Origin of the sequence: Dawidia cretensis (assembly GCF_018598175.1) — a bacterium.
GTDB classification, from domain to species: domain Bacteria; phylum Bacteroidota; class Bacteroidia; order Cytophagales; family Cyclobacteriaceae; genus Ohtaekwangia; species Ohtaekwangia cretensis.
The window spans coordinates 119,636-140,098 of the sequence record NZ_JAHESE010000003.1 but is presented as its reverse complement, the minus strand read 5'-3'; the positions used below and the strand labels follow the sequence as shown (position 1 = coordinate 140,098).

The 20,463-nt window shown below is 50.8% G+C and carries 16 protein-coding genes and 1 tRNA gene; 4 read left to right on the top strand and 13 right to left on the bottom strand.

What is annotated here, in order from left to right; translation table 11 throughout:
- Window positions 1-66: 66 nt before the first annotated feature.
- Window positions 67-2,868, top strand: a complete 2,802-nt coding sequence (locus KK062_RS05740; RefSeq protein WP_254083301.1) for a putative LPS assembly protein LptD — start codon at window positions 67-69, stop codon at window positions 2,866-2,868.
- Window positions 2,869-2,919: 51 nt separating this feature from the next.
- Here KK062_RS05740 and lysS read toward each other — a convergent pair whose 3' ends face one another.
- On the bottom strand, window positions 2,920-4,647 hold the full coding sequence (gene lysS / locus KK062_RS05735; RefSeq protein WP_254083300.1) for a lysine--tRNA ligase: 1,728 nt from the start codon (window positions 4,645-4,647) through the stop codon (window positions 2,920-2,922).
- A gap of 51 nt (window positions 4,648-4,698) precedes the next feature.
- The gene (locus KK062_RS05730) at window positions 4,699-5,886 is read right to left on the bottom strand and encodes a proline dehydrogenase family protein (protein ID WP_254083299.1); all 1,188 of its coding nucleotides are present in this window, start codon (window positions 5,884-5,886) and stop codon (window positions 4,699-4,701) included.
- A gap of 111 nt (window positions 5,887-5,997) precedes the next feature.
- Between KK062_RS05730 and aroB the strand changes: the two genes are divergently transcribed.
- Entirely contained in the window at window positions 5,998-7,041 is a 1,044-nt protein-coding gene (gene aroB, locus KK062_RS05725) for a 3-dehydroquinate synthase (RefSeq protein WP_254083298.1), read from the top strand.
- On the opposite strand, the gene KK062_RS05720 is transcribed toward aroB, so the two are convergent.
- A complete protein-coding gene (locus tag KK062_RS05720; protein WP_254083297.1) occupies window positions 7,032-7,220 on the bottom strand; it encodes a hypothetical protein in 189 nt (62 codons plus the stop codon). The two genes, aroB and KK062_RS05720, sit on opposite strands and share 10 nt — an antisense overlap.
- 94 nt (window positions 7,221-7,314) lie before the next feature.
- Between KK062_RS05720 and KK062_RS05715 the strand changes: the two genes are divergently transcribed.
- Window positions 7,315-8,535 (top strand): 3-phosphoshikimate 1-carboxyvinyltransferase, encoded by a 1,221-nt coding sequence (locus KK062_RS05715; RefSeq protein WP_254083296.1) that lies wholly within the window; start codon window positions 7,315-7,317, stop codon window positions 8,533-8,535.
- Here KK062_RS05715 and KK062_RS05710 read toward each other — a convergent pair.
- From KK062_RS05710 to pafA, 6 genes are all read right to left on the bottom strand, one after another.
- A complete protein-coding gene (locus tag KK062_RS05710) occupies window positions 8,522-9,295 on the bottom strand; it encodes an ABC transporter substrate-binding protein (RefSeq protein ID WP_254083295.1) in 774 nt (257 codons plus the stop codon). The two genes, KK062_RS05715 and KK062_RS05710, sit on opposite strands and share 14 nt — an antisense overlap.
- A 245-nt stretch (window positions 9,296-9,540) precedes the next feature.
- A complete protein-coding gene (locus KK062_RS05705; protein ID WP_254083294.1) occupies window positions 9,541-10,605 on the bottom strand; it encodes a sensor histidine kinase in 1,065 nt (354 codons plus the stop codon).
- A gap of 42 nt (window positions 10,606-10,647) precedes the next feature.
- Entirely contained in the window at window positions 10,648-11,160 is a 513-nt protein-coding gene (locus KK062_RS05700) for a YfiR family protein (protein WP_254083293.1), read from the bottom strand.
- 87 nt (window positions 11,161-11,247) lie between these two features.
- Window positions 11,248-11,763, bottom strand: a complete 516-nt coding sequence (locus tag KK062_RS05695) for a YfiR family protein (RefSeq protein ID WP_254083292.1) — start codon at window positions 11,761-11,763, stop codon at window positions 11,248-11,250.
- 104 nt (window positions 11,764-11,867) lie between these two features.
- A complete protein-coding gene (locus tag KK062_RS05690) occupies window positions 11,868-12,938 on the bottom strand; it encodes a M42 family metallopeptidase (RefSeq protein WP_254083291.1) in 1,071 nt (356 codons plus the stop codon).
- Window positions 12,939-13,057: 119 nt separating this feature from the next.
- Window positions 13,058-14,701, bottom strand: a complete 1,644-nt coding sequence (pafA, locus tag KK062_RS05685; RefSeq protein ID WP_254083290.1) for an alkaline phosphatase PafA — start codon at window positions 14,699-14,701, stop codon at window positions 13,058-13,060.
- Between the two features lie 646 nt (window positions 14,702-15,347).
- Here pafA and KK062_RS05680 point away from each other — a divergent pair.
- On the top strand, window positions 15,348-16,277 hold the full coding sequence (locus KK062_RS05680) for a S1C family serine protease (protein ID WP_254083289.1): 930 nt from the start codon (window positions 15,348-15,350) through the stop codon (window positions 16,275-16,277).
- A 63-nt stretch (window positions 16,278-16,340) separates the two neighbouring features.
- Here KK062_RS05680 and KK062_RS05675 read toward each other — a convergent pair whose 3' ends face one another.
- The 4 genes from KK062_RS05675 to KK062_RS05660 all read right to left on the bottom strand — a co-directional run bounded on the left by KK062_RS05675 (window position 16,341) and on the right by KK062_RS05660 (window position 20,402).
- Complete coding sequence (locus KK062_RS05675; RefSeq protein ID WP_254083288.1) at window positions 16,341-18,068, bottom strand: DEAD/DEAH box helicase; 1,728 nt, start codon at window positions 18,066-18,068, stop codon at window positions 16,341-16,343.
- A 171-nt stretch (window positions 18,069-18,239) separates the two neighbouring features.
- Window positions 18,240-18,313: transfer RNA gene (locus KK062_RS05670), tRNA-Ala, on the bottom strand.
- 317 nt (window positions 18,314-18,630) lie between these two features.
- Window positions 18,631-19,362 (bottom strand): LytR/AlgR family response regulator transcription factor, encoded by a 732-nt coding sequence (locus KK062_RS05665; protein ID WP_254083287.1) that lies wholly within the window; start codon window positions 19,360-19,362, stop codon window positions 18,631-18,633.
- Window positions 19,359-20,402 carry a sensor histidine kinase gene (locus KK062_RS05660; protein ID WP_254083286.1) on the bottom strand — a complete coding sequence of 348 codons (1,044 nt, stop codon included), beginning with the start codon at window positions 20,400-20,402 and terminating at the stop codon, window positions 19,359-19,361. Before KK062_RS05660 ends, KK062_RS05665 begins: the two co-directional genes overlap by 4 nt.
- Between the last annotated feature and the right edge of the window lie 61 nt (window positions 20,403-20,463).

Sequence of the window (20,463 nt, the reverse complement as noted above, 5' to 3'; positions counted from 1 at the left end):
GTTAGTCCAATATTCCTCACAGGCCTTACAATGTTCAATGTATTTGCAATAACTTTACGCAAAAATGTGAATTTTTCACTAAAAGCTAAAAACCTAACCTTTAACCCGGTATTTGTGCGGCATTTTAGTATCCTCCTTTTTTTGCTCATCAGCACTGTCGCCGCCGCGCAAGTGGAACCCCGTATTAAAACCCCACAGGAGGTTATTAGTATTCCGAACGATTCCATTCCGACCTCGGCCGATTCAATTCCGCCACTGGGGACAACAGCCAAGGATACGCTCAAATCCGATACGGTCAAAACTCCGCCACCCAAGGGCGACATTGAGACTACTATCAATTATTCGGCCAAGGACTCGATCCGGGCCACCCTGGACAACCAGATGGTTTGGTTGTATGGTGACGCGAAGATTAAATACGGCGAAATCGAGCTCGAGGCCGAAGAAATTATTATTGACTACGCCAACAATACCCTTACCGCACACGGCCGCCGCGACTCGCTTGGCCACCGTGTGGGATATCCTATCTTTAAAAATGGTGCCGAGCTGTACGAAACCAAAGATATTGTCTACAACTTCAAGACCCGCCGTGCGCGTATCAGTGAGGTTGTCACCACGCAGGGCGAAGGCTATGTCAGCTCACGCGCAGCTTTCAAAAACGAGAAGAACGAGGTCCTTAGCCTTCACAACTCTTACACCACGTGTAACCTCGAACATCCGCACTTCCGCATTATTTCCAGTAAGGCCAAAGCCATACCACACGACAAGATTGTCTCGGGGCCTTTTTATTTTGAGTTCAACGAGATTCCCCTTCCCCTGGGTTTCCTGTTTGGTATGTTTCCATCGCCACGGAAAAGCTCATCGGGTATTATCTTCCCGTCTTACGGCGAAGAGCGCCGCCGCGGCTTCAACCTGCGTAACGGCGGATATTTCTTCGACATCAGCGAATATGTCAAGCTGGCCCTGACGGGCGATATTTACTCGAAAGGAGGCCACGCTGTCTATGCTAACTCCAGCTATCTGAAGCGGTATGCATATAGCGGCACGGTGAACTTTGCCTATTCGCGTAACTCGGATACCGACGATAAGATCGAGACTAACAATTATACAGAAGACTTCCGCCTGACATGGAGCCACTCGCCCCAGTCGAAGGGCAACGGACGTTTCTCGGCCTCTGTTAACGCCGCCACGTCTACCTTCAACCGGAACAACTTCTTGTCGTATGGTAGTCCCAATGCCCAGTACACGGCGGCACTGAGCAACATCTCTACGAAGCTGAGCTCGAACGTGTCGTATAGCCATCGCTTTGCCGGCACGCCTTTTACCATGGCACTTAATGCCAGCCACAACCAGGACATCGTTACAAAAAATGTGGACCTGGCGCTGCCGACGCTAACGGCCAATATGACGAACATTTATCCTTTCCAAAAGAAATCGGGTGAGATCGGTGTGCTGGATAACTTTTCGATTTCGTATTCGCTAACGGCACAGAACCGTGTAACCAACAACTTGGGGCGGCGCACCATTAACGCCACGCAAGACAGCATTGCGCCGTTTACCGCGGCCAATTTTAGTCGGTTCTTCACGAACGGGCGGAAAGGTATTCGTCAATCGGTACCGATCTCGTACTCTTTTAAAGCGTTCAAGTATTTTACCATGTCGCCGTCGATCTCGATAGAATCGAAATCGTATTGGGAAAAGCTTAATTATGCATTTAACAGCCGGGGCCAGATGTACGTCAAGGATACCACAAATGGATTCAATACCATTGTGAACTATTCCGTAAGCACCAGCCTTACTACCCGCATGTATGGCACCTATTTCTTTAAGAAAGGAAAAGTCAAGGCTATCCGACACGTAGTCAATCCTTCGGTGTCCTTTGGGTATACTCCGGACTTCACCACGAACAGCGACTATTTTTTTAAAGCCGGTGCGGTGAAAGAATTGAAAAGGTCCTTCGACGAAATAAAGGGTGATTCGGTATATACGCCAGTATACTATGACAACAAACCTTTCTATTATAGATCCAGGCACGAAGGCTCCGTCTATGGCGGCTCTACCACCGGCCGAAGCGGCTCGATCGGCTTCAGCCTGGGTAACAACGTGGAAATGAAAGTGCAAGGGGAACAGGATTCCGTTGCACGCAAGGTGATGCTGTTGAATAACCTGTCGTTTAACACCAGCTATAACCTGATGGCTGACTCGTTCAAGCTGGCGCCGATTGGTATCGCCGCGAACACCAACATTCTCGACAACATGTTTAACCTGAACGCCTCCGCTACGCTGGATCCGTATGTGTATCGGGACTCTCTCTTCAATGCTGAAACGGGTCGCACCGTCGAGTATCGCTCGAAACAGTATGCCTGGAAAGACGGAAAAGCCGGGCGGATCACCAGCGCCACCGTAGCCATTAGCACGAACCTAAACCCCAAAGCCCGCGATAAAAATAATAGCACACGCGATAAAATTGCCAAATCTGACCTGCCACAACAAGAGAAGGATTTTCTCATTGAAAACCCCGACGCCTACGTAGACTTTGACATACCGTGGAGCTTGAACCTGAGTTATAACGCCGCGTACTCTCACCCGGTCAACGCCGCAGCCAGGATTACGCAGACCGTCACGGCCAATGGCGACTTCTCACTCTCGAAGCAATGGAAGTTTACCTATAGCACAGGCTACCACTTTGAAGACGGCGAGTTCTCTATTACGCAGCTGGGTATTAACCGCGACCTGCACTGCTGGACCATGAGCGTGAACTGGACGCCTTTCGGTCAGTTCCAGCAGTTCTATTTTGTGATTAATGTGAAGTCCAGCTTGCTCCAGGATCTGAAGCTGGAGCGGCGCAAGCCTTTCTTTGATAACCTATAAAAAAAGGCGGTCTCTATTCGAGACCGCCTTTTTATGATAATCAATACGGTATTATTTCAACCACCCTTCCACTTCTTCCTGGGTAGGGTTGGTGATCTCGAGCTTCATCTTTTTGCGTGTACCGCATACGTCGTTGAAAAGCTTGGAGGCTTTCATCTCTTTCATCTGAGCCAGCGACTGAATGCCTAGCTTTTGTAGCACCGGAATCAGCTCGGGGCGTACGCCGGCAGCTTCAAATTCCTTCTCGTCAAAGCCAGCGATAGGCTTTTCGGGCTTCATTTGTGGGAAGAACAGCACGTCCTGAATCGATGCCGAGTTGGTCATGATCATGGACAGGCGGTCGATGCCGATGCCCAGACCTGCCGTCGGCGGCATGCCGTATTCCAGGGCGCGGAGGAAGTCTTCGTCCAGGGTCATGGCTTCCTCGTCGCCGCGCTTGCCCAGCTCCAGCTGCTCTTCAAAGCGTTGACGCTGGTCGATGGGGTCGTTCAACTCGGAGAACGAGTTGGCAATCTCCTTACGGTTACAGATGGCTTCAAAGCGCTCTACCAGGCCCGGCTTGCTGCGGTGTTTCTTGGCCAGCGGTGACATCTCTACCGGGTAGTCGGTAATAAACGTCGGCTGAATGAGGTGGTGCTCGCACTTCTCACCAAAGATCTGGTCGATCAATTTGCCCTTGCCCATGGTTTCGTCCATCGGCACGTTCAACTGGCGGCAGGTGTCGCGCAGTTGTACTTCGTCCATGGTAGAGATATCGATGCCTGTAAAGTGTTGGATGGCCTCGAACATAGTGAAGCGTTTCCAGGGTCTCTGGAAGTCGATGATGTTTTCGCCCACCGTTACGCGGGTAGTACCATGTAGGTCGATGGCGACTTTTTCGACCATTTCTTCCACGAGGTCCATCATCCAGTTATAGTCTTTGTAGGCTACGTACAGCTCGATCTGCGTAAACTCGGGGTTGTGGAACCGCGACATGCCTTCGTTGCGGAAGTCTTTCGAGAATTCGTAGACGCCCTTGAAGCCACCGACGATAAGGCGCTTCAGGTATAGCTCATTGGCAATACGCAAGTACAACGTCATGTCCAGCGTATTGTGGTGTGTCTTGAAAGGACGCGCCGCGGCACCACCGTATAACGGCTGCAGAATAGGCGTTTCTACTTCCAGGTATTCTTTGGCGTTGAGGTATTGACGCATGGAGTTCACCAGCTGCGTGCGCTTAATGAAGGTATCGCGTACCCCTGGGTTTACGATCATGTCGACATACCGCATGCGGTACCGTTGCTCGGAGTCCGTAAAGGCGTCGTGGCGGTGCGTGACGCCTTGCTCGTCGACGGTCTCTTTCGTGATCGGCAGCGGGCGTAGCGATTTGGTCAATACCGTCAGCGCGGTGACGTGTATCGACGTTTCGCCGGTCTGGGTGACAAAAGCGTAACCCTTCACACCGATGATGTCGCCGATGTCGAGCAGTTTTTTAAAGACGGTGTTGTAGAGGGTTTTATCTTCGCCGGGGCACAGGTCGTCGCGGCGCAGGTAAAGTTGAATGCGGCCCGTCTCGTCTTGCAGCTCCACAAAAGAGGCATTGCCCATGACACGCGTATTCATGATACGGCCAGCGAGGGAGACGTCCTTGAAATTGTTTTCGTCCTGTTTGTATTTTTCCAGGATCTCTTTGGCAGAGGTGCTGATTTCAAAAAGATCGGCCGGATAGGGATCAATCCCTAGTTTCCTGAGCTCATCCATCTTTTGCCGGCGGATGATCTCCTGTTCGCTGAGTTGCATCAATTAAAATTTTCCGCAAAAATACGCGAAATAGGGAGAAAAGGAAGATGGCTATTGCGCCGATCTTCGCCGCTGCAGCTCTTTCCGGATCAGAATCAGTTCACGGCTGCTCTGGCCGGCTACAGACGTATTTTCCGTGGCCCGCCGGAACAGATACGGCATGACCGACCGCACCGGCCCGTAAGGCATGTATTTGGCCACTTTGTAGCCTGCCTTTGCCAGATTAAAGGAGATATTGTCGCTCATGCCATACAGCTGCGCAAACCACACGCGCTCGTCGTTGCTGGAAATGCCGTGCTGTTCCATAAGCTGCGTGAGGTACAAATTGCTGTGCTCGTTGTGCGAGCCGCACATAAAAGCCATTTGTCGCAAGTTGACGACACAAAATTCCAGCGCTTCGGTAAAGGCTTTGTCAGATGCGGCCTTGTCGGGCTGGATCGGATCTTCGTAGCCCATTTCTGCGGCCCGCGCGCGCTCTTTTTCCATGTACGCACCCCGCACCAGCTTGGCGCCGAGGTGATAGCCTTTTTCCACTGCTTCGCGAAAAGCATCTTTCAGGTTTTGCAGCGTGGCCTTGCGGTACAGCTGGAAGGTATTGAAGACAATGGCTTTTTCGCGGTTATAGCGGGCCATCATTTCATACGCCAACGCATCGACAGGCTCCTGGATCCAGGTTTCTTCGGCATCTATCAGCACGGGAATGCCACTGGCGTGGGCCAGGCTGCAGATCGCGTCCACCCGTTTTTGTATGCGTTGGTAGGCCTCGTTCTCCGCAGGGCTTAGGGCGTCCTGGCGTTGGATCTTTTCCAGCAGCTCCATGTTGGCAAGGCCCGTTACTTTAAACACCGAGAACGGAATGCCCTTTGGGTTGCTTTTCGCTTTGCGAATGGTGCGCAGCGTTTCTTCAAGTGTTTGGTCAAAGCCCGTTTCGGATGCTTCACCTTCTACCGAGTAGTCGAGAATGGTGCCGACACCGTAACGCGACAGCGTACGAACTTCATCGTCGCAGTTGTCAATACTCACGCCGCCACAGAAGTGGTCGAATGCCGTTTTTTTGATCAGCCCCTCGACCGGCAAGTGTAGCTTTAACGCCAGCTTTGTCGACCCAATAGCCATGGACGAGATCCACGGATGGTTGACGAGCGAGAATATAAAGTTGGCTTTTCGTAGGGCGGCATTGGACTTGTAAGAAAATGCCACCGAGGTGTCTTCAAATGAAATCCTGGGGTGTGCCTGCATACGCTGTTAAAAGTGGCGCAAATATACCCGCTTACAGACGTTAGCAAAAACGAGGGGCCCGGAGTTGTCAGGTTTTTAATAACTTTCGAAAAAAAGTTTACGCAAAGACTGATGCTGCCCGATAACATTTTGTTTTCCGCCGATCCTACCAATGATTTATTGGCAATCCTTCAGAAAAAAAAATACAGCCAGGTGGCCGTTCTCACAGACGAGAACTGCCGGCGGCACTGCTACCCGCTGTTGGAGCGGGCGTTGCCTCCACACCAGGTTATAGAAGTGAAAAGTGGTGAGGAACAGAAAAATCTCGACACCTGCACGTATATCTGGCAAGCCATGACGGAGCAGGCGCTGGATCGCCACGCGGTGTTGATTGTATTGGGGGGTGGCGTGCTGGGCGACATGGGCGGATTTTGTGCCGCAACGTACAAGCGCGGTATTGATTTCATTCTTGTACCCACTACGTTGCTGGCGCAGGTCGATGCCAGCATTGGTGGCAAGCTGGGTGTAGACTTTCAACACCTGAAAAATCACATCGGTGTTTTTCAGGTACCCGTCATGACGTTACTCTACAGCGGCTTTCTGAAGACTTTGCCTACCGCTGAGCTCCGCTCGGGATATGCCGAAGTGATTAAACATACGCTGATCTCCGACCGTGCCATGTGGAATGTGATTGTGCGCAATTCATTTACCGACCAGGATTGGAACACCCTGGTACGTCACTCGGTAGCGTTCAAAGCGCGTGTCACCACCGAAGATCCTACCGAAAAAGGTCTGCGTAAAATTCTCAACGCCGGCCACACGATTGGTCACGCCGTGGAGAGTTATTTATTGGGTAGCAACCGACGCATTTTACACGGCGAGGCTGTGGCGTTAGGGCTTATTGCCGAGGGATATATTGCCGAGGTACGGGGCATGTTGTCAACGACGGACTTTCAACAACTATACCGGTATATTCTTTCTGTATATGGAAAAGTCGCGCTGATGGAAGAGGATATTGAAGCGGCTACGACGTTGACGTTACAAGACAAGAAAAATAAAGCCAACAAAATATTGTGCGTTCTCCAGGAAGGAATCGGGAACGCGCGATGGGATTGCGAGATCAGCCCTGAGGCGGTAAAAGAAGCACTTCGTTTTTACCGTTCACTTCAGATATAATAGATCTCTGAATCGTCGAAGGTCTTTTCGTCTTCCGTCTTTTGAACCTTGCGCAGGTTGACCGTATTGCGGGTAACAAAATGTCTGGTTCTGACCTTACGATCACCTGTAAGTAACCATGCTGCTAACAAGGCCCCGGAGGCCAGGCTTAAGACTGCTATTTTTGAAGTTGTTCTCATACTTTGCATAACTTGAATTCATTTGCAAATGTTTCAAAGGATGGAAAAATATCCTGGAACAAACTGTAATTTGCCCACCAAATTTTATAGTCCATTGAGCACAACCATTCACCTGAAGCGAACGAATGTTTTGAAGGGTACCACTTCACTTCTTCCCGCCTCGAAAAGCATTAGCAACCGGGCGCTTATCATCAACGCATTGGCAGGCGGCACAGCCGAGCTGCACAATTTGTCGGATGCCAACGATACCCAACTGATGCTCCGCCGTGTGGGCTCGACAGACCCGGTCATCGACGTCGAAGATGCCGGCACAACCATGCGTTTCCTCACGGCATATTTTGCTGTCACCAAACAGCAGAAGACGCTCACCGGCACCGCGCGTATGCAGGAGCGTCCCATCGGCATTCTGGTAGATGCACTGCGCAGCCTCGGGGCCGATATTGCCTATACTGGTCGCGAAGGCTATCCGCCACTGCGTACACAAGGCTTCGCCGGTCAACAGCGCGACACCATCCGCATTCGCGGTGATGTGAGTAGCCAGTTTATTTCTGCACTGATGATGGTTGCCCCAATGCTGCCGCAAGGCCTGACGTTGGAACTGGAAGGCAAGGTGGGCAGCCGTCCATACATTGAAATGACTGCTGCGTTGATGAAACACTTCGGGGCCTCCTCTACCCTGCTGGACGACAAAGTTATAATACCTCCAACGCATTATACACCCGCGCCCTTTACCGTAGAGTCGGATTGGTCTGCCGCCAGCTATTGGTTTGCATTTACTGCCTTGGCGCAGGATGCAACAATATCGCTGCCCCGTCTTTTCCAGTCATCACTGCAAGGCGATTCCGTTGTTGTACAAATCATGGATATACTTGGCGTTCGCGCGGTATACGATGGTGGCCTGCTAACACTCACTAAAAAAGAAAGTGCGGCTACCGTGGCGTGGGACTTTACGCACTGTCCCGACCTGGCCCAAACGGTAGCGGTGGTGTGTGCTGCTAAAGGCATTCGCGGTTCCTTCACGGGATTGGAAAGCCTGCGCATTAAAGAGACTGACCGCATCGCGGCCCTGCAAAATGAGCTGCGAAAGATTGGTGCTGATTTAGTAGAGGATTCTACAGAGCACTGGACGTTGGTTCCTTCTCAACAATTGCCGGCATCGGCGTCGTTTGCCACGTATAAAGATCACCGTATGGCGATGGCGTTTGCTCCTCTCGTCACCGTCATGGACGTAACGATCGAGCAACCTGACGTAGTACGGAAATCATATCCTAATTATTGGAACGACCTTCACGCGTTTGGCATTACGTCAGCGTAAGGCTGTTGAAGTACGCCGGCGCTTGTATGAGTCGGCTGCCATACCACGAGAACATTTCGCCGTCGACCAGTATACACCGGGTAGTGGGGCATAGTTGCCGCAATTCTTCCACATGCTTCTGCCGGAACGGATACGGCTCTGATGACAACAAAATATAGTCGGGTGCCAGGGCGGCCAATTCGGCGGGCGTTAGCGTGGGATAACGCGATTGCTGTACGGCGTTGATCAATCCGAGACCCGTCAGCATGGTATCAATAAATGTACCCGGGCCGGCGGCCATCCACGGGTCGCGCCAGATGAGGTATACCACCCGTTTTGGCGGCAAGGGCCTGAGAGCGGCAAACGCTGTGTTGATGCGGTCTACAATGGTAGTGGCAGCCGGCAGGCGGCCCGTAAGCGTGCCAATGGCTAAGATCATCTGCCGGGCGTCTTCCAGTGTCACGATGTCGCTTAGCCATACCGGATGTGTCTCCTGTAAGGTTACAATCCCCTCCTGATAGTTCTCTTCTTTGTTGCCGATAATCAGATCGGGCTTCAGGCTATGAATGGTCTCGAAGTGAAAGTTCTTCGTACCGCCAACGATCGTTTTGGTTTCGCGCCAGGACGGCGGGTATATACAAAACTTTGTAATACCTACCACGTGCTGTTCGAGGCCGACGTCGGCCAGCAGCTCGGTTTGCGATGGCACCAGCGATATAATCCTTTCAGGGGTGCCGTTGTATGTAGTAACATTGTTTCCTACCTGATCGGTGTAGGTCATAGCGATAAAGTTACTAACAAAACAACTGTAATTTTTGGGGAAATGTATAATGTAAGTTGCACGGAGGGGTAAAAGGAACGCACAGAGCGCGCAGAGAAAAGACCCTCTCTATAAAAACTCTGCGACCCCGTGCGTGTTTCTTCGCGTGGAAGGTTCGTTTGCCTTCCATAAGACCTTAAAAACGCACAGAGCACACAAAGAAAAGACCCTCTCTATAAAAACTCTGTGACCCCGTGCGTGTATCTTCACCCAACCCCTACGGACTGGTGTATTTGATTTGGTATTCTGACGTGGAACGTCGTTCCCTGTCCTTGATTCGAAACTACTTTAACTTCTCCCTCCAATCGCTCCAGTGTGTCTTTAACAATAAACAGGCCGAGACCGGTTCCTTGCGATCGGTCTGTTGCTCTAAAAAACAGATCGAAGATTTTCTCCTGGTATAAAGGGTCGATGCCGATCCCATTATCCTCAAAGCTTATGTCACAAAACTCTTCCGTAACTCGCGCTGCAATTTTGATAAATCGGTTTTGCTTTTGCAAGTCCATGTACTTTATAGCGTTCGAAAGTATATTTGTAACGACTGTTTTTACTCTTAAACGGTCGGAATGCCATTCGCAGTCTTCGTGGACGTCCCAAAAAACATCAACGGTATTGTCGGGGTAGAGGTTTTTAAGATTGTCCCATTCTTCCAGCAGAAGTTGCTCGATGCTGACCTTTTCGCGTTGTACGGCCAGCTTCTCGTTGCGATAAAAGTCATTCATTTCCTCGATAAAGGAGTCGAGGCGGAGCAGGCTTTTTTTGATCATGCTGATGTACTGGTCCTTTTCCCCATCCGGCACCATCTCAGCGATTTTAACCAATCCCAGCGCCGACATTACGGGCGCCTTCAGGTCGTGGGTGGTTTTATAGATGACCTGGTCCAGCTGGCGGTTGGAGCGGATCAGCTCGTCTTCACGCAATTTCTTTTCGGTGATGTCATTGAGCTTAAAAATGACGCCTGTGAACTCCTGCCGGTCGAGCAGCTGGGAAGCCGAAACGTCGAAGTATACCATCTGCGCGTCGGCACCGGGCAGCATAAATTCATGGGTGAATTTGCCCGTACCCTCGTGAAGATGTGTTGTAAGGTTTTCAAACTTTTCGCGCTGAATGAACTCGCGGATGTTGCGGCCCAATAAAGAAACGGGCTCAATGCCCAGGATTTTGGCTACGGACGAAGAAACGTAGCGAATGATTAATCCCCTATCTGCGACGATATGAATATCCTCGGAATGCTCTACCAACTCTCTAAAAAGTCCCTCTCCCCAGTCCATCGCTATAGCAACGAATTTTATCGCTGCTCCGTTCCCTTGGCGTTAGATAAGTATGGCCATACTGCTGAGCTGTGTTGATACTTTGAGGTTTGCGGCACCTACGGTGGTCTGATTGAGCTCAAATTTGAGCTTCCCATCTATCACCTTGAAGTTGATGCAACTTCCTTTTTGACCGAGACCGTTCCCATCCGTAACGGTGAGGACAGATTTCCCGGTTATGCTATTTTTAATAGTATCAAAATCTCTGTTCTTTGATTTTCCGACGTACACGACCTGGCAGTCGGCGGCTTCAGCAGGATTGCCGAGCTTTTTGATCACGTATTTTTTACTCCCTTTGGGTTTCCCGTCGTACCACTGTTTGAGTGTATTGAAGACGTTATCATCACCGATAACTCCTACAACAAACTCTCCGGCCTCCCCTTCGTTCGGCCACTGCACATACTTAATAAAGTTGTACAGCATCGCAGAGTGGATTTCGTGCGGCGGGCGTTCCTGTGCTTTGGCACTGATCGCAACAATAATTGTTGCGATGGCAATTAAAACAAGGCGTTTCATAGACTAAAGTTTAGGGAATACTACCAATCTACGAATTAATGAGAAAAAACCCCGGGGAGTAACCCCCGAGGCTTTCCAAACAACCCATTAAATCAATATCGCCATGGAAGAAAGCGAACCGGAAACTTTCAAGTTTGACGCTTCTATCGCTTTCTGATTAAGTTCGAATTTAAGTTTGTTATCTACGGTCTTGAAGTTGATACCACTTCCTTTCTCTCCTAAACCGTTTTTGTCGGTGATCACCAGCGTGCCTTTGCCTTTTACTTTTGCATTGGCAACGTCAAACTCACCGCTCTTTGCCTTGTCTATATAAAGAACATGGCAATCGGTAATTTCTGCAGCAGAGTTGAATTTCTTGATCACGTACGTTTTTGTCCCGCGGGGTTTGCCGCCGTACCAATCTGTCAGTGTCTTGTAAATCTCGTTGCTGCCGACTACACCAATTACAAATTCACCTGAGGCCGCCTGATCGGGCCATTGTACGTACCGTGTGAAGTTAAAGACCATCATGGAGTATACCTCGTGCATGGGCCTATCTTGAGCAAAGGCGCTTCCGCAAACCAGAAAGGAAGCGAGTACCAGAACCTGAATTTTTTTAGTCATCCTGTAGGTTGTTTGATTTCTACAGTACAAAAATAGGCTCCCCCAGCTGCCTGGAAGAGCCTATTCAGAAGCTTACCTTAGCGATGTAAGTTTTTCGCCCAGGATTACTTAATATAGCGGAAATCGTGGCCAGGCTTGAGCTGGAGCAGGAATTCGTAAATCAGGTTGATAACGTTTTCGACATCGTCTTTATGCACCATTTCCACGGTAGTGTGCATATATTTTAAAGGTAAGGAAATGAGCGCAGAGGCCACTCCTTCGGCAGAATATGCAAAAGAATCGGTATCTGTACCCGTTGAGCGCGATACAGCCTGGCGCTGGAAAGGAATCTTACGCTTCTGAGCGGTCTCAATTACCATCTTCAACACGTTATTCTGCACAGCGGGGCCATAGCACACCACAGGGCCGTTTCCAGCCTTCAGGTTGCCACTTTCACGCTTGTTATACATGGGCGATTGGGTGTCGTGCGTGACGTCGGTACAGATGGCCAAATCAGGCTTTAAGCGGCGGGAAATCATTTCCGCGCCCCGCAGGCCGATTTCTTCTTGTACAGCATTTACCACGTACAGGCCGTAGGGCAATTTTTTCTTGTTTTCGTGCAGGCGACGCGCTACCTCCGCAATCATGAAGCCCCCCATGCGGTTGTCCAGCGCGCGACCTACGAGCCAATGTTTGTTCATTTCCATCAGCTCGTCTTCAAAGGTGATGACGCAGCCCACGTGTATGCCAAGGTCGTCTACTTCTTTTTTACTGGCGGCACCGATGTCTATAAAAATGTTCTTCAGCGAGGGTGCCTCTTCGCGCGCAGCATCGCGTACGTGAATGGCGGGCCAGCCAAATACACCTTTTACCATACCACGCTCGGTATGAATGTTTACACGCTTGGAGGGAGCTATCTGGTGGTCGGAGCCACCGTTGCGGCGTACGTAGATGTAGCCGTCGTCTGTGATGTAGTTTACGAACCAGGAAATCTCGTCGGCGTGCGCCTCGATGACCACCTTATACGTTGCCTTGGGGTTGATAATTCCTACGGCCGTGCCATATACATCCACGATCTGGTCACTGATATAGGGTTTGATATAGTCCAGCCAGATCTGTTGGCCCGAGCTTTCAAAACCCGTCGGGGATGCATTGTTCAGGTACTCGTACAGGAATTCTTTGCTTTTTTTATCCATAGTGAATATGCTGTTTCGGGCCACAAGGTAATAAATTCGGTCAAAAAGAAAGCCCGCCTGCCGTGCCGGAGGCAGGGCGGGCGGGCTTGGCCGCAGGTGTCTTACCGCGCGCGACCCGGTTATTCAAACAGCTCCTCGATGGGTTGACCCGTGCAGCCACTGGGAAACTTGATGTTGAGCAAGAGCGATACGGTGGGGGCTACGTCGGTAATAGTGTGGTAGCGCGCGGACGTGCCTTTGCGAATGCCGGCGCCATAGAAGAGGATCGGCACGTTGGTGTCATACGTGTAGGGCGAGCCGTGGGTAGTGCCTTGAATCGAACCCGACTCAAACCAACCGGGCTGCAACACGATGGCGATGTCGCCCGAACGACGGGGATTATACCCGCGGATGATCATGCCCTTGATGCCTTTCTCTTCATAGCTGCCCTGCCGAAGCTCAGCCTGTGTATAATAATTGGCTACGCCGTCCATCGTCATCAGATATTTGCCGATCAGCTCGCTGGCGATCATCATTTCTATGCCCGATGACTTCGGGTCTTTCTGGAAGGCGTCGTGGTTGAGGAACACTTGTTCGTTGCCGATGCCGGCAATAATCTTACGACCGGGGAAGTAGCTCTCTAAATATCCTTCCAGCTTGGCCTGCGCAAATTCGTTGCTGAAGTAGCCTGCCGGCATTTTGCTGTCTTTCAGGTATTGGGGTACGTCGGCTACGGCGTGATCGGCCGTCAAGAAGACGGTATACTTGCCGGCGCCCACTTCTTTGTCGAGGGTCTTGAGCAGGTCTGCCAGGTTGCGGTCGAGGCGAAGGTATATATCTTCGAGCTCCACAGCTTGCGGGCCAACGGCATGGCCGACGGCGTCGGTTGTTGAATACGAGATGCAAAGAAAGTCGGTGACATCGTCTTTGCCGAGACTCTCGCCCGCCAGGCTGGCCTTCGACATTTCGGTGAGGAAGTCGTTCGCAAAAGGCGTTACGTAGAGCAGATCATAGCTTGTGCTCTTACCTCTAAGAGCAGGCAAATCGTAGGGAAACACAGGTTTGGATTTGCCGCCGATCTTCTTCTCATACGGCGAATCGTCGGGACCGCTTTCGGTATACTGCGCGATAGGCAGCAGGGTATTCCACGTTTGGTTGAGGTACTGCGCGGGCAGGTTGAGTGAGTTGAATTTTGTTACCCATGCCGGCAGTTGAGTCATATAGTAGTTACTGGTCATGAAGGTGCCTGTCTTGCCATCAAACCAGTAGGCTCCGTCGGCCATGTGGCCGGCCGGTAATACGGCACCGCGGTCTTTGAAAGAGATGCCGATTACTTTTGCGCGTTTCTGAGTGAAGAGCTTTAACTCGTCCGTGACGGTGGATGACAACATGCGCCAGGGCGATACATCGCCATTGCCGTCTGCACCAACCGCTTTGCGTGTCGAATCCTGCACGCAGTTAACGGTCTTGCGGGTATCTTTATCGTAGAAGTCATTGCCGATAATGCCGTGTATGGAGGGAGTTGAGCCGCTATATACGGAAGCGTGACCGGGGCCCGTTACGGTAGGTGCATAGTTATAATGAGCGTTGCGCAGCATGAAGCCATCGCCCATCAGGCGCTTAAATCCACCGTCACCAAATTTTGAGTAATAACGAGAGAGGTATTCCTGGCGCATTTGGTCGACTACAATACCCACAACAAGCTTGGGTTTTGTCGTTGCGCCCGGTTGAGCCCAGGCAGTGTTCGCCAGGGTCACCAGCACTAGTACAATGATTCTTTGCATGCATGTTAAATTCATGCGGCAAGATAGAGAATCACCCTAATACTGGCATTAAACTTTTATGAACGGATTGTTGCGTCCTGGTAAAGATACGGTGTACAACCAACACCAAATATACTTGATTAGACCGCGCAAGACTGGTTAAAAAATCATGATGGCGAGCAGCGCCATAGAGATCACAGAGCTTGCAAACATGAGCGCCAGGCCCAGAAAATGATAAACATTGATCTGCTTCATAGTAGATAAAAAAGGTTAGGTCCAAAAAATAAATACTACGCGTGGGCGTACGACCAAAGCAGACTAAAGACATGAAGAGATTACGAGTTCGTGCTGCAGCATTTTTCCTGCGCCATGCCTTTAAAAGCCATAAGGTCATACACAGATAAAAACACTATCGTTTGCAGCATTGTTCGCAAACCATTGCAATATAGAAAAAAATCAATACGACACGTTATCTCGAAGTAAAATTATGAGGAAAAAGAACCCCGTTTTGTCCCTGGCATAAGAAATCCAGGCCAATCTGTCGATGGCGTCGCCCGATGTACGCGGCCAAAGTGGCGTAAAAGGCCCTGGCGGCGAGCCATTCTTTCCGAAAAGAACTGCTGGCGGCGAATTTGACGTCCCCCTCTCTCACATTATGTAATACGATATGGATGCTTTTTCGACAATGATCATCGACGCCGTGGAGAAGACCAAAAATGCCGTGGTAAAGATCGATGTGTTTAAGCGCGACGCGCAGGGTGTACTACGGGCCGCAGGGTCGGGATCAGGTTTTATCTTTTCGTCGGACGGACTGGTGTTTACCAACAGCCATGTCGTAGACGGCGCCGAAAAGATCATGGTGAGCCTGCTGAACGAAAACGAGATCGAAGGCTTTTTGGTAGGTAAAGATCCTGACACGGACCTGGCCATTCTCAAGATCTATAGCGAAGGATATTCGGTAGCGCGCCTGGGGGATGCGCAGCACTTACAAATCGGCCAATTGGTCATCGCCATTGGCAATCCCTATGGATACCAGCACACCGTTACAACGGGTGTCGTCAGTGCCTTAGGGCGCACGTTGCAAACACAGTCGGGGCGGTTGATCGATAATGTTATTCAGTCCGACGCGGCCTTGAACCCCGGCAACTCCGGCGGGCCCATGATCACGACGGAAGGTGATGTGATCGGTGTCAACACGGCGGTGATACAAGGGGCGCAAGGACTGAGTTTTTCCGTTGATATCAATACGGCGAAAGAGATCGCGCAACAACTGCTGCGCGATGGTAAGGTATTTAAAGCTTACCTGGGTGTGATGCTGCAAGAAGTAGCCATCAATCCCAAGGTGAAGCAGCACCACGACCTGCGGAATAAACGCGGACTGTTCATTACACGCATGGAGCCTAACTCGCCGGCGTCGCGCTCGCAATTACAAGAAGGCGATATACTGATCGCCTTTAATGATAAGGTGATCAACAGCTCGCATGAGCTTTTCAAGGAGCTAAGCCACCGCGCCATCTTAACCACCACAAACGTATCGGTGATCCGGCACACCGAGCTGCTGCACTTCAGTATTTTTCCTGCCGACCGGAAAGGGTAAAAAGCAAAGCGCGTTGCCCGGTAGGACAGCGCGCTTTGTTATGTTACAGACAGGCGGATAGAACTACCACCGTTTCTTTTGGCCAGTGCGGGCGGGTCCTTTGCCATAGCTGCCGCCACCTTTTCCATAGCTACCTTTGCTTTTTCTATACGGCCTGTCGCCATCGCCGCCACCCGAAGATTCCTTACCATCGGTCACCTCCACCCGTACGGGGCGGCCTTTGTAAGTACCACCATTCAGGGCTTCGACCACGCGAGCAGCCTGATCTTTCTCCACTTCAAAGAACGAATATGCGCCTTTCAAATCAATCCGACCGATGTCTTTCTTGCCAAGACCTGTTTGTTCGTCCACCAGCTCCAGCAGGCCGGGCACATCGAGGCCATCCATCTTACCCAGGTTGATAAAGAGACGGGAACCGGAGGATATATACTTCTCGTCTGCAGATGCTCCTTCGCCACGCTCGCCTTTAGCGTTCAGGTCGGGCGCATTGCGGTAGTAATCAAGGAATCGATTAAATTCGATTGACGCGAATCGTTTTATAAGCTCCTGCTTGGTGAGGTCGGCGAGCTGCTCTTCGATCGCGGGCAAAAACTCGGCAATCTCCGCATCGTTCACCTTTACTTCGTGGACGCGGTTCATCAGGGCCAGCAACTGCTTTTGGCAGACTTCCTGTCCGGTGGGAATCATCATCCGCTTGAAGGGCGACTTCAGCGTCTTTTCGATATGCTTCACCTTGTTGAGCTCACGCTTGGAGATCATGGCAATGGATATGCCCTTTTTACCGGCGCGCGCCGTACGGCCGCTACGGTGGGTATAGAATTCCATCTCATCCGGAATGTTGAGGTGGATAACGTGCGTGATATCATCTACGTCGATGCCGCGGGCGGCTACGTCGGTCGCCACCAGGATCTGTAAACTACGCTGACGGAATTTAATCATCACGCGATCGCGCTGCTGCTGGGTCAAATCGCCGTGGAGTGAGTCGGCGTTGTAGCCGTCTTTCATTAAACTCTCGGCGATCTTCTGGGTGTCAATGCGTGTGCGACAAAAGATGAGGCCGAATATTTCGGGCGTGTAGTCCAAAATGCGCTTGAGCGCTGCGTACCGATCCTTTTCTTGAATGAGGACGTACTGGTGCTCGATGTTTACGTTGCCAGTATTCTTCTCGCCGACCGTCAGCTCGAACGGGTCGGTCATGTAGTTTTTCATGATGGCCCGCACTTCGCGGGGCATGGTAGCGGAAAACAACCAGGTGAATTTAGTTTTCGGCGTAAACGACAGGATCTTATCAAGGTCGTCTTTAAAGCCCATGTTGAGCATTTCGTCGGCCTCGTCGAGTACAACAAAGCGTATAGTGCTCAAGTTAATTGCCTTGCGGTCAATCAGGTCAATGAGGCGACCAGGCGTTGCAACGATAATCTGTGCGCCCTTTTTCACTTTACGAATCTGCTCGCTAATGCTAGAGCCACCGTACACGGCGACGATATTAAAACGCTTTACTTTTTCGGAGAAGTTCTCGAGGTCGTTGGCGATTTGCAGACCAAGCTCGCGTGTGGGGGCAAGCACCAGGGCTTGTGTGTCGCGGCTCTTGTCGTCTACAAGGTCGAGCAGCGGCAGGCCGAAAGCGGCAGTCTTACCGGTTCCCGTCTGGGCGAGACCCACAAAATCACGGTTTCCATTCAACAGGACGGGAATGGCTTGTTCCTGTATGGGAGTAGGTGTTTCGAAGCCGATTAATTGCACCGACTCCACCAGTCCCCTGGACAGGCCCAGGGATTCAAAAGATTTCATTAATTTTTTTCAGTAAGCGGCAAAGGTACGGCTATTAATTGACAATTTGGGGAAAAGCTGCATTGTGCCGGCGAGACTGGCTTTGTCAAAATAAATGCAGGACAGAATAGCCCGGAGCAGGTGTTTTGTTCGGGGCAAAACAAAAAAAAGAGGCCCTGGGACCTCTTTTTGTGGAGAATATCGGAGTCGAACCGATGACCTCTTCCATGCCATGGAAGCGCTCTAGCCAGCTGAGCTAATCCCCCGAAAATGATGCTTTCCGGAAAAAGCGAGCGCAAATATATTTTAATTTGGCTATCAACCAAAATGCGCAGGGAGTTTAAAAAAGCGAAGGAGTTTAAAACCTGGATTTTTATATCCGCTTGAACCGACTGGCGCCAACCAGGGTAGACTCTTCTGCACCATCAACGGGATTTAACCACCATTTGTCCTAGTCCTTTCAGGACTAGCTTATCACTAGCATAAGTCTAGGTTAACACTAGCTTGACTCTAGCTCATCCCCCCTTTATCCGGCCCGTTGGAAACATTTCCAAAACTTCACGAGAAGAACCCAGGCGGGTATTTACATCATCTGATTCCGATCTGTGAAATCCTTAAACTGCTTTCGATACGAGTCGCTTACGGGCAGGGTCACGTTGCCAATCTGCACCTCACCTTTGTGCACGACATCAATGGCGTCTACCGAAACGATATACGAATGATGGATACGAATAAATTTATCGGCCGGTAATTGTTCTTCCAATGTTTTTAGGCGCTGCAGCGTGACAATCTTTTGCTGGCGGGTGTGGATCGTGACGTAGTCTTTCAGTCCCTCCACATACAATATATCGGCCCAACGTACCTTGACCAACTTGGTGCCGTCCTTCACAAATACAAAGGGTTGCTGCTCGGTTGGCTCTGTGCGCGGTGTTTGCACGGATGGTGGCGTGGTGGTGGGTATTAAGCGCTGGCCGGCTTTCTCGACTGCACGTAGAAAACGTTCAAACGTAACAGGCTTAAGCAGGTAGTCTACGACGTCGAGGTCATACCCTTCCAGGGCATATTCGGAGTACGCTGTTGTGAGTACGACCAGGGGGCGTTTCTGTAGCGTTCGCAGCAGCGAGATGCCGGTGATCTCGGGCATTTGAATGTCGAGGAACAACAGGTCCACCGGGTTGGAGCGCAATACATCGATCGCCTCCAGGGGGCTGGCACATGCTTGCAGCAACTGTAGTGAAGGCACCTTGCTTACATAGTCGGTCAGCAGATTGCGCGCCAAGGGCTCGTCGTCGACGATCAGACAGGTGATGCTCATGCCAGGGTGATTTTTAGTGTGAGCGTATAGCGGTCGGCACTTTTCTCTGTGGTGAGGGTATGGCGACCCGGGTAGCTTAAGGCTAATCTACGCTGAACATTCTGCAATCCAATGCCGGACTTGCCGTGCTCGCTGGCGGTGACGGCATGGTTGCTATTTTCTACCGTGTAGGTACATTCGTTGCCGCTGACGCGGATGCTAACCTTGATCCACGCATCGCCGGGACTTGCGCCGATGCCATGTTTAAAGGCATTTTCCAGGAATGTAATAAAGATGAGGGGCGTGATGCGTACGTTCTGTACATCGCCGTGTACCTCAAAGCCGATGGGAATCTGCCCGTTCAGGCGCAGGCGTTCCAGGCTGATGTAGTTTTCCATGTATTCAATCTCCTTCATCAGCGGCACATCGGCGTGGTTAGTTTCGTAAATCATGTAGCGCATCATTTGCGAAAGCTTGGCAATGACCTCGGTGGTATTGGGAGATTGTGAATAAGCGAGGTAATACAGGTTGTTGAGCGTATTGAACAAAAAATGGGGATTGATCTGCTCTTTAAGGAAGTTGAGCTCGGAAATGAGCTTTTCATTTTCGACGGCCTTTTTACGGGATTCGAATTCAAACCACTCTTGTAAGAAGCGCAGCATAGCCACGAAGATGACGACGAAGAGACTGGTGGCTGCAACTTGCACCACAAACGTTGTACTGTATAAATAACCGGCTTTGTGCGTGTAGCCGTCGGCCAGGTAGCGTTGCAAGTGTACGCGTCCGAACGTGAGAATGGCAAAAGGAATAAAAAATTCAAGCAGGTAGCGGCCGGTCTTTTTGTGTTTGAGAAAGCGTGGTAGAACAATGAAATAGTTGAAGTAGGCGACGGCCATATTAAACGCCACGTGGAAGCCCGCCTGGGTAAAAACTTCCAACATTTCGACTTCGCGTTCGCGGTGGCGGAACGATGAAAATTGGTAGATGAAAAACGACAGGTAGGCGCACCAGAACGAAAGGTGCAGCAGGAGAACACGGTGACGTTGAAAGAAGGATTGCATGCTGCGGGTTAACGCAATAAATTTACGGCATCGTACGGCGCGGGTATGGTCTTTTTCACAT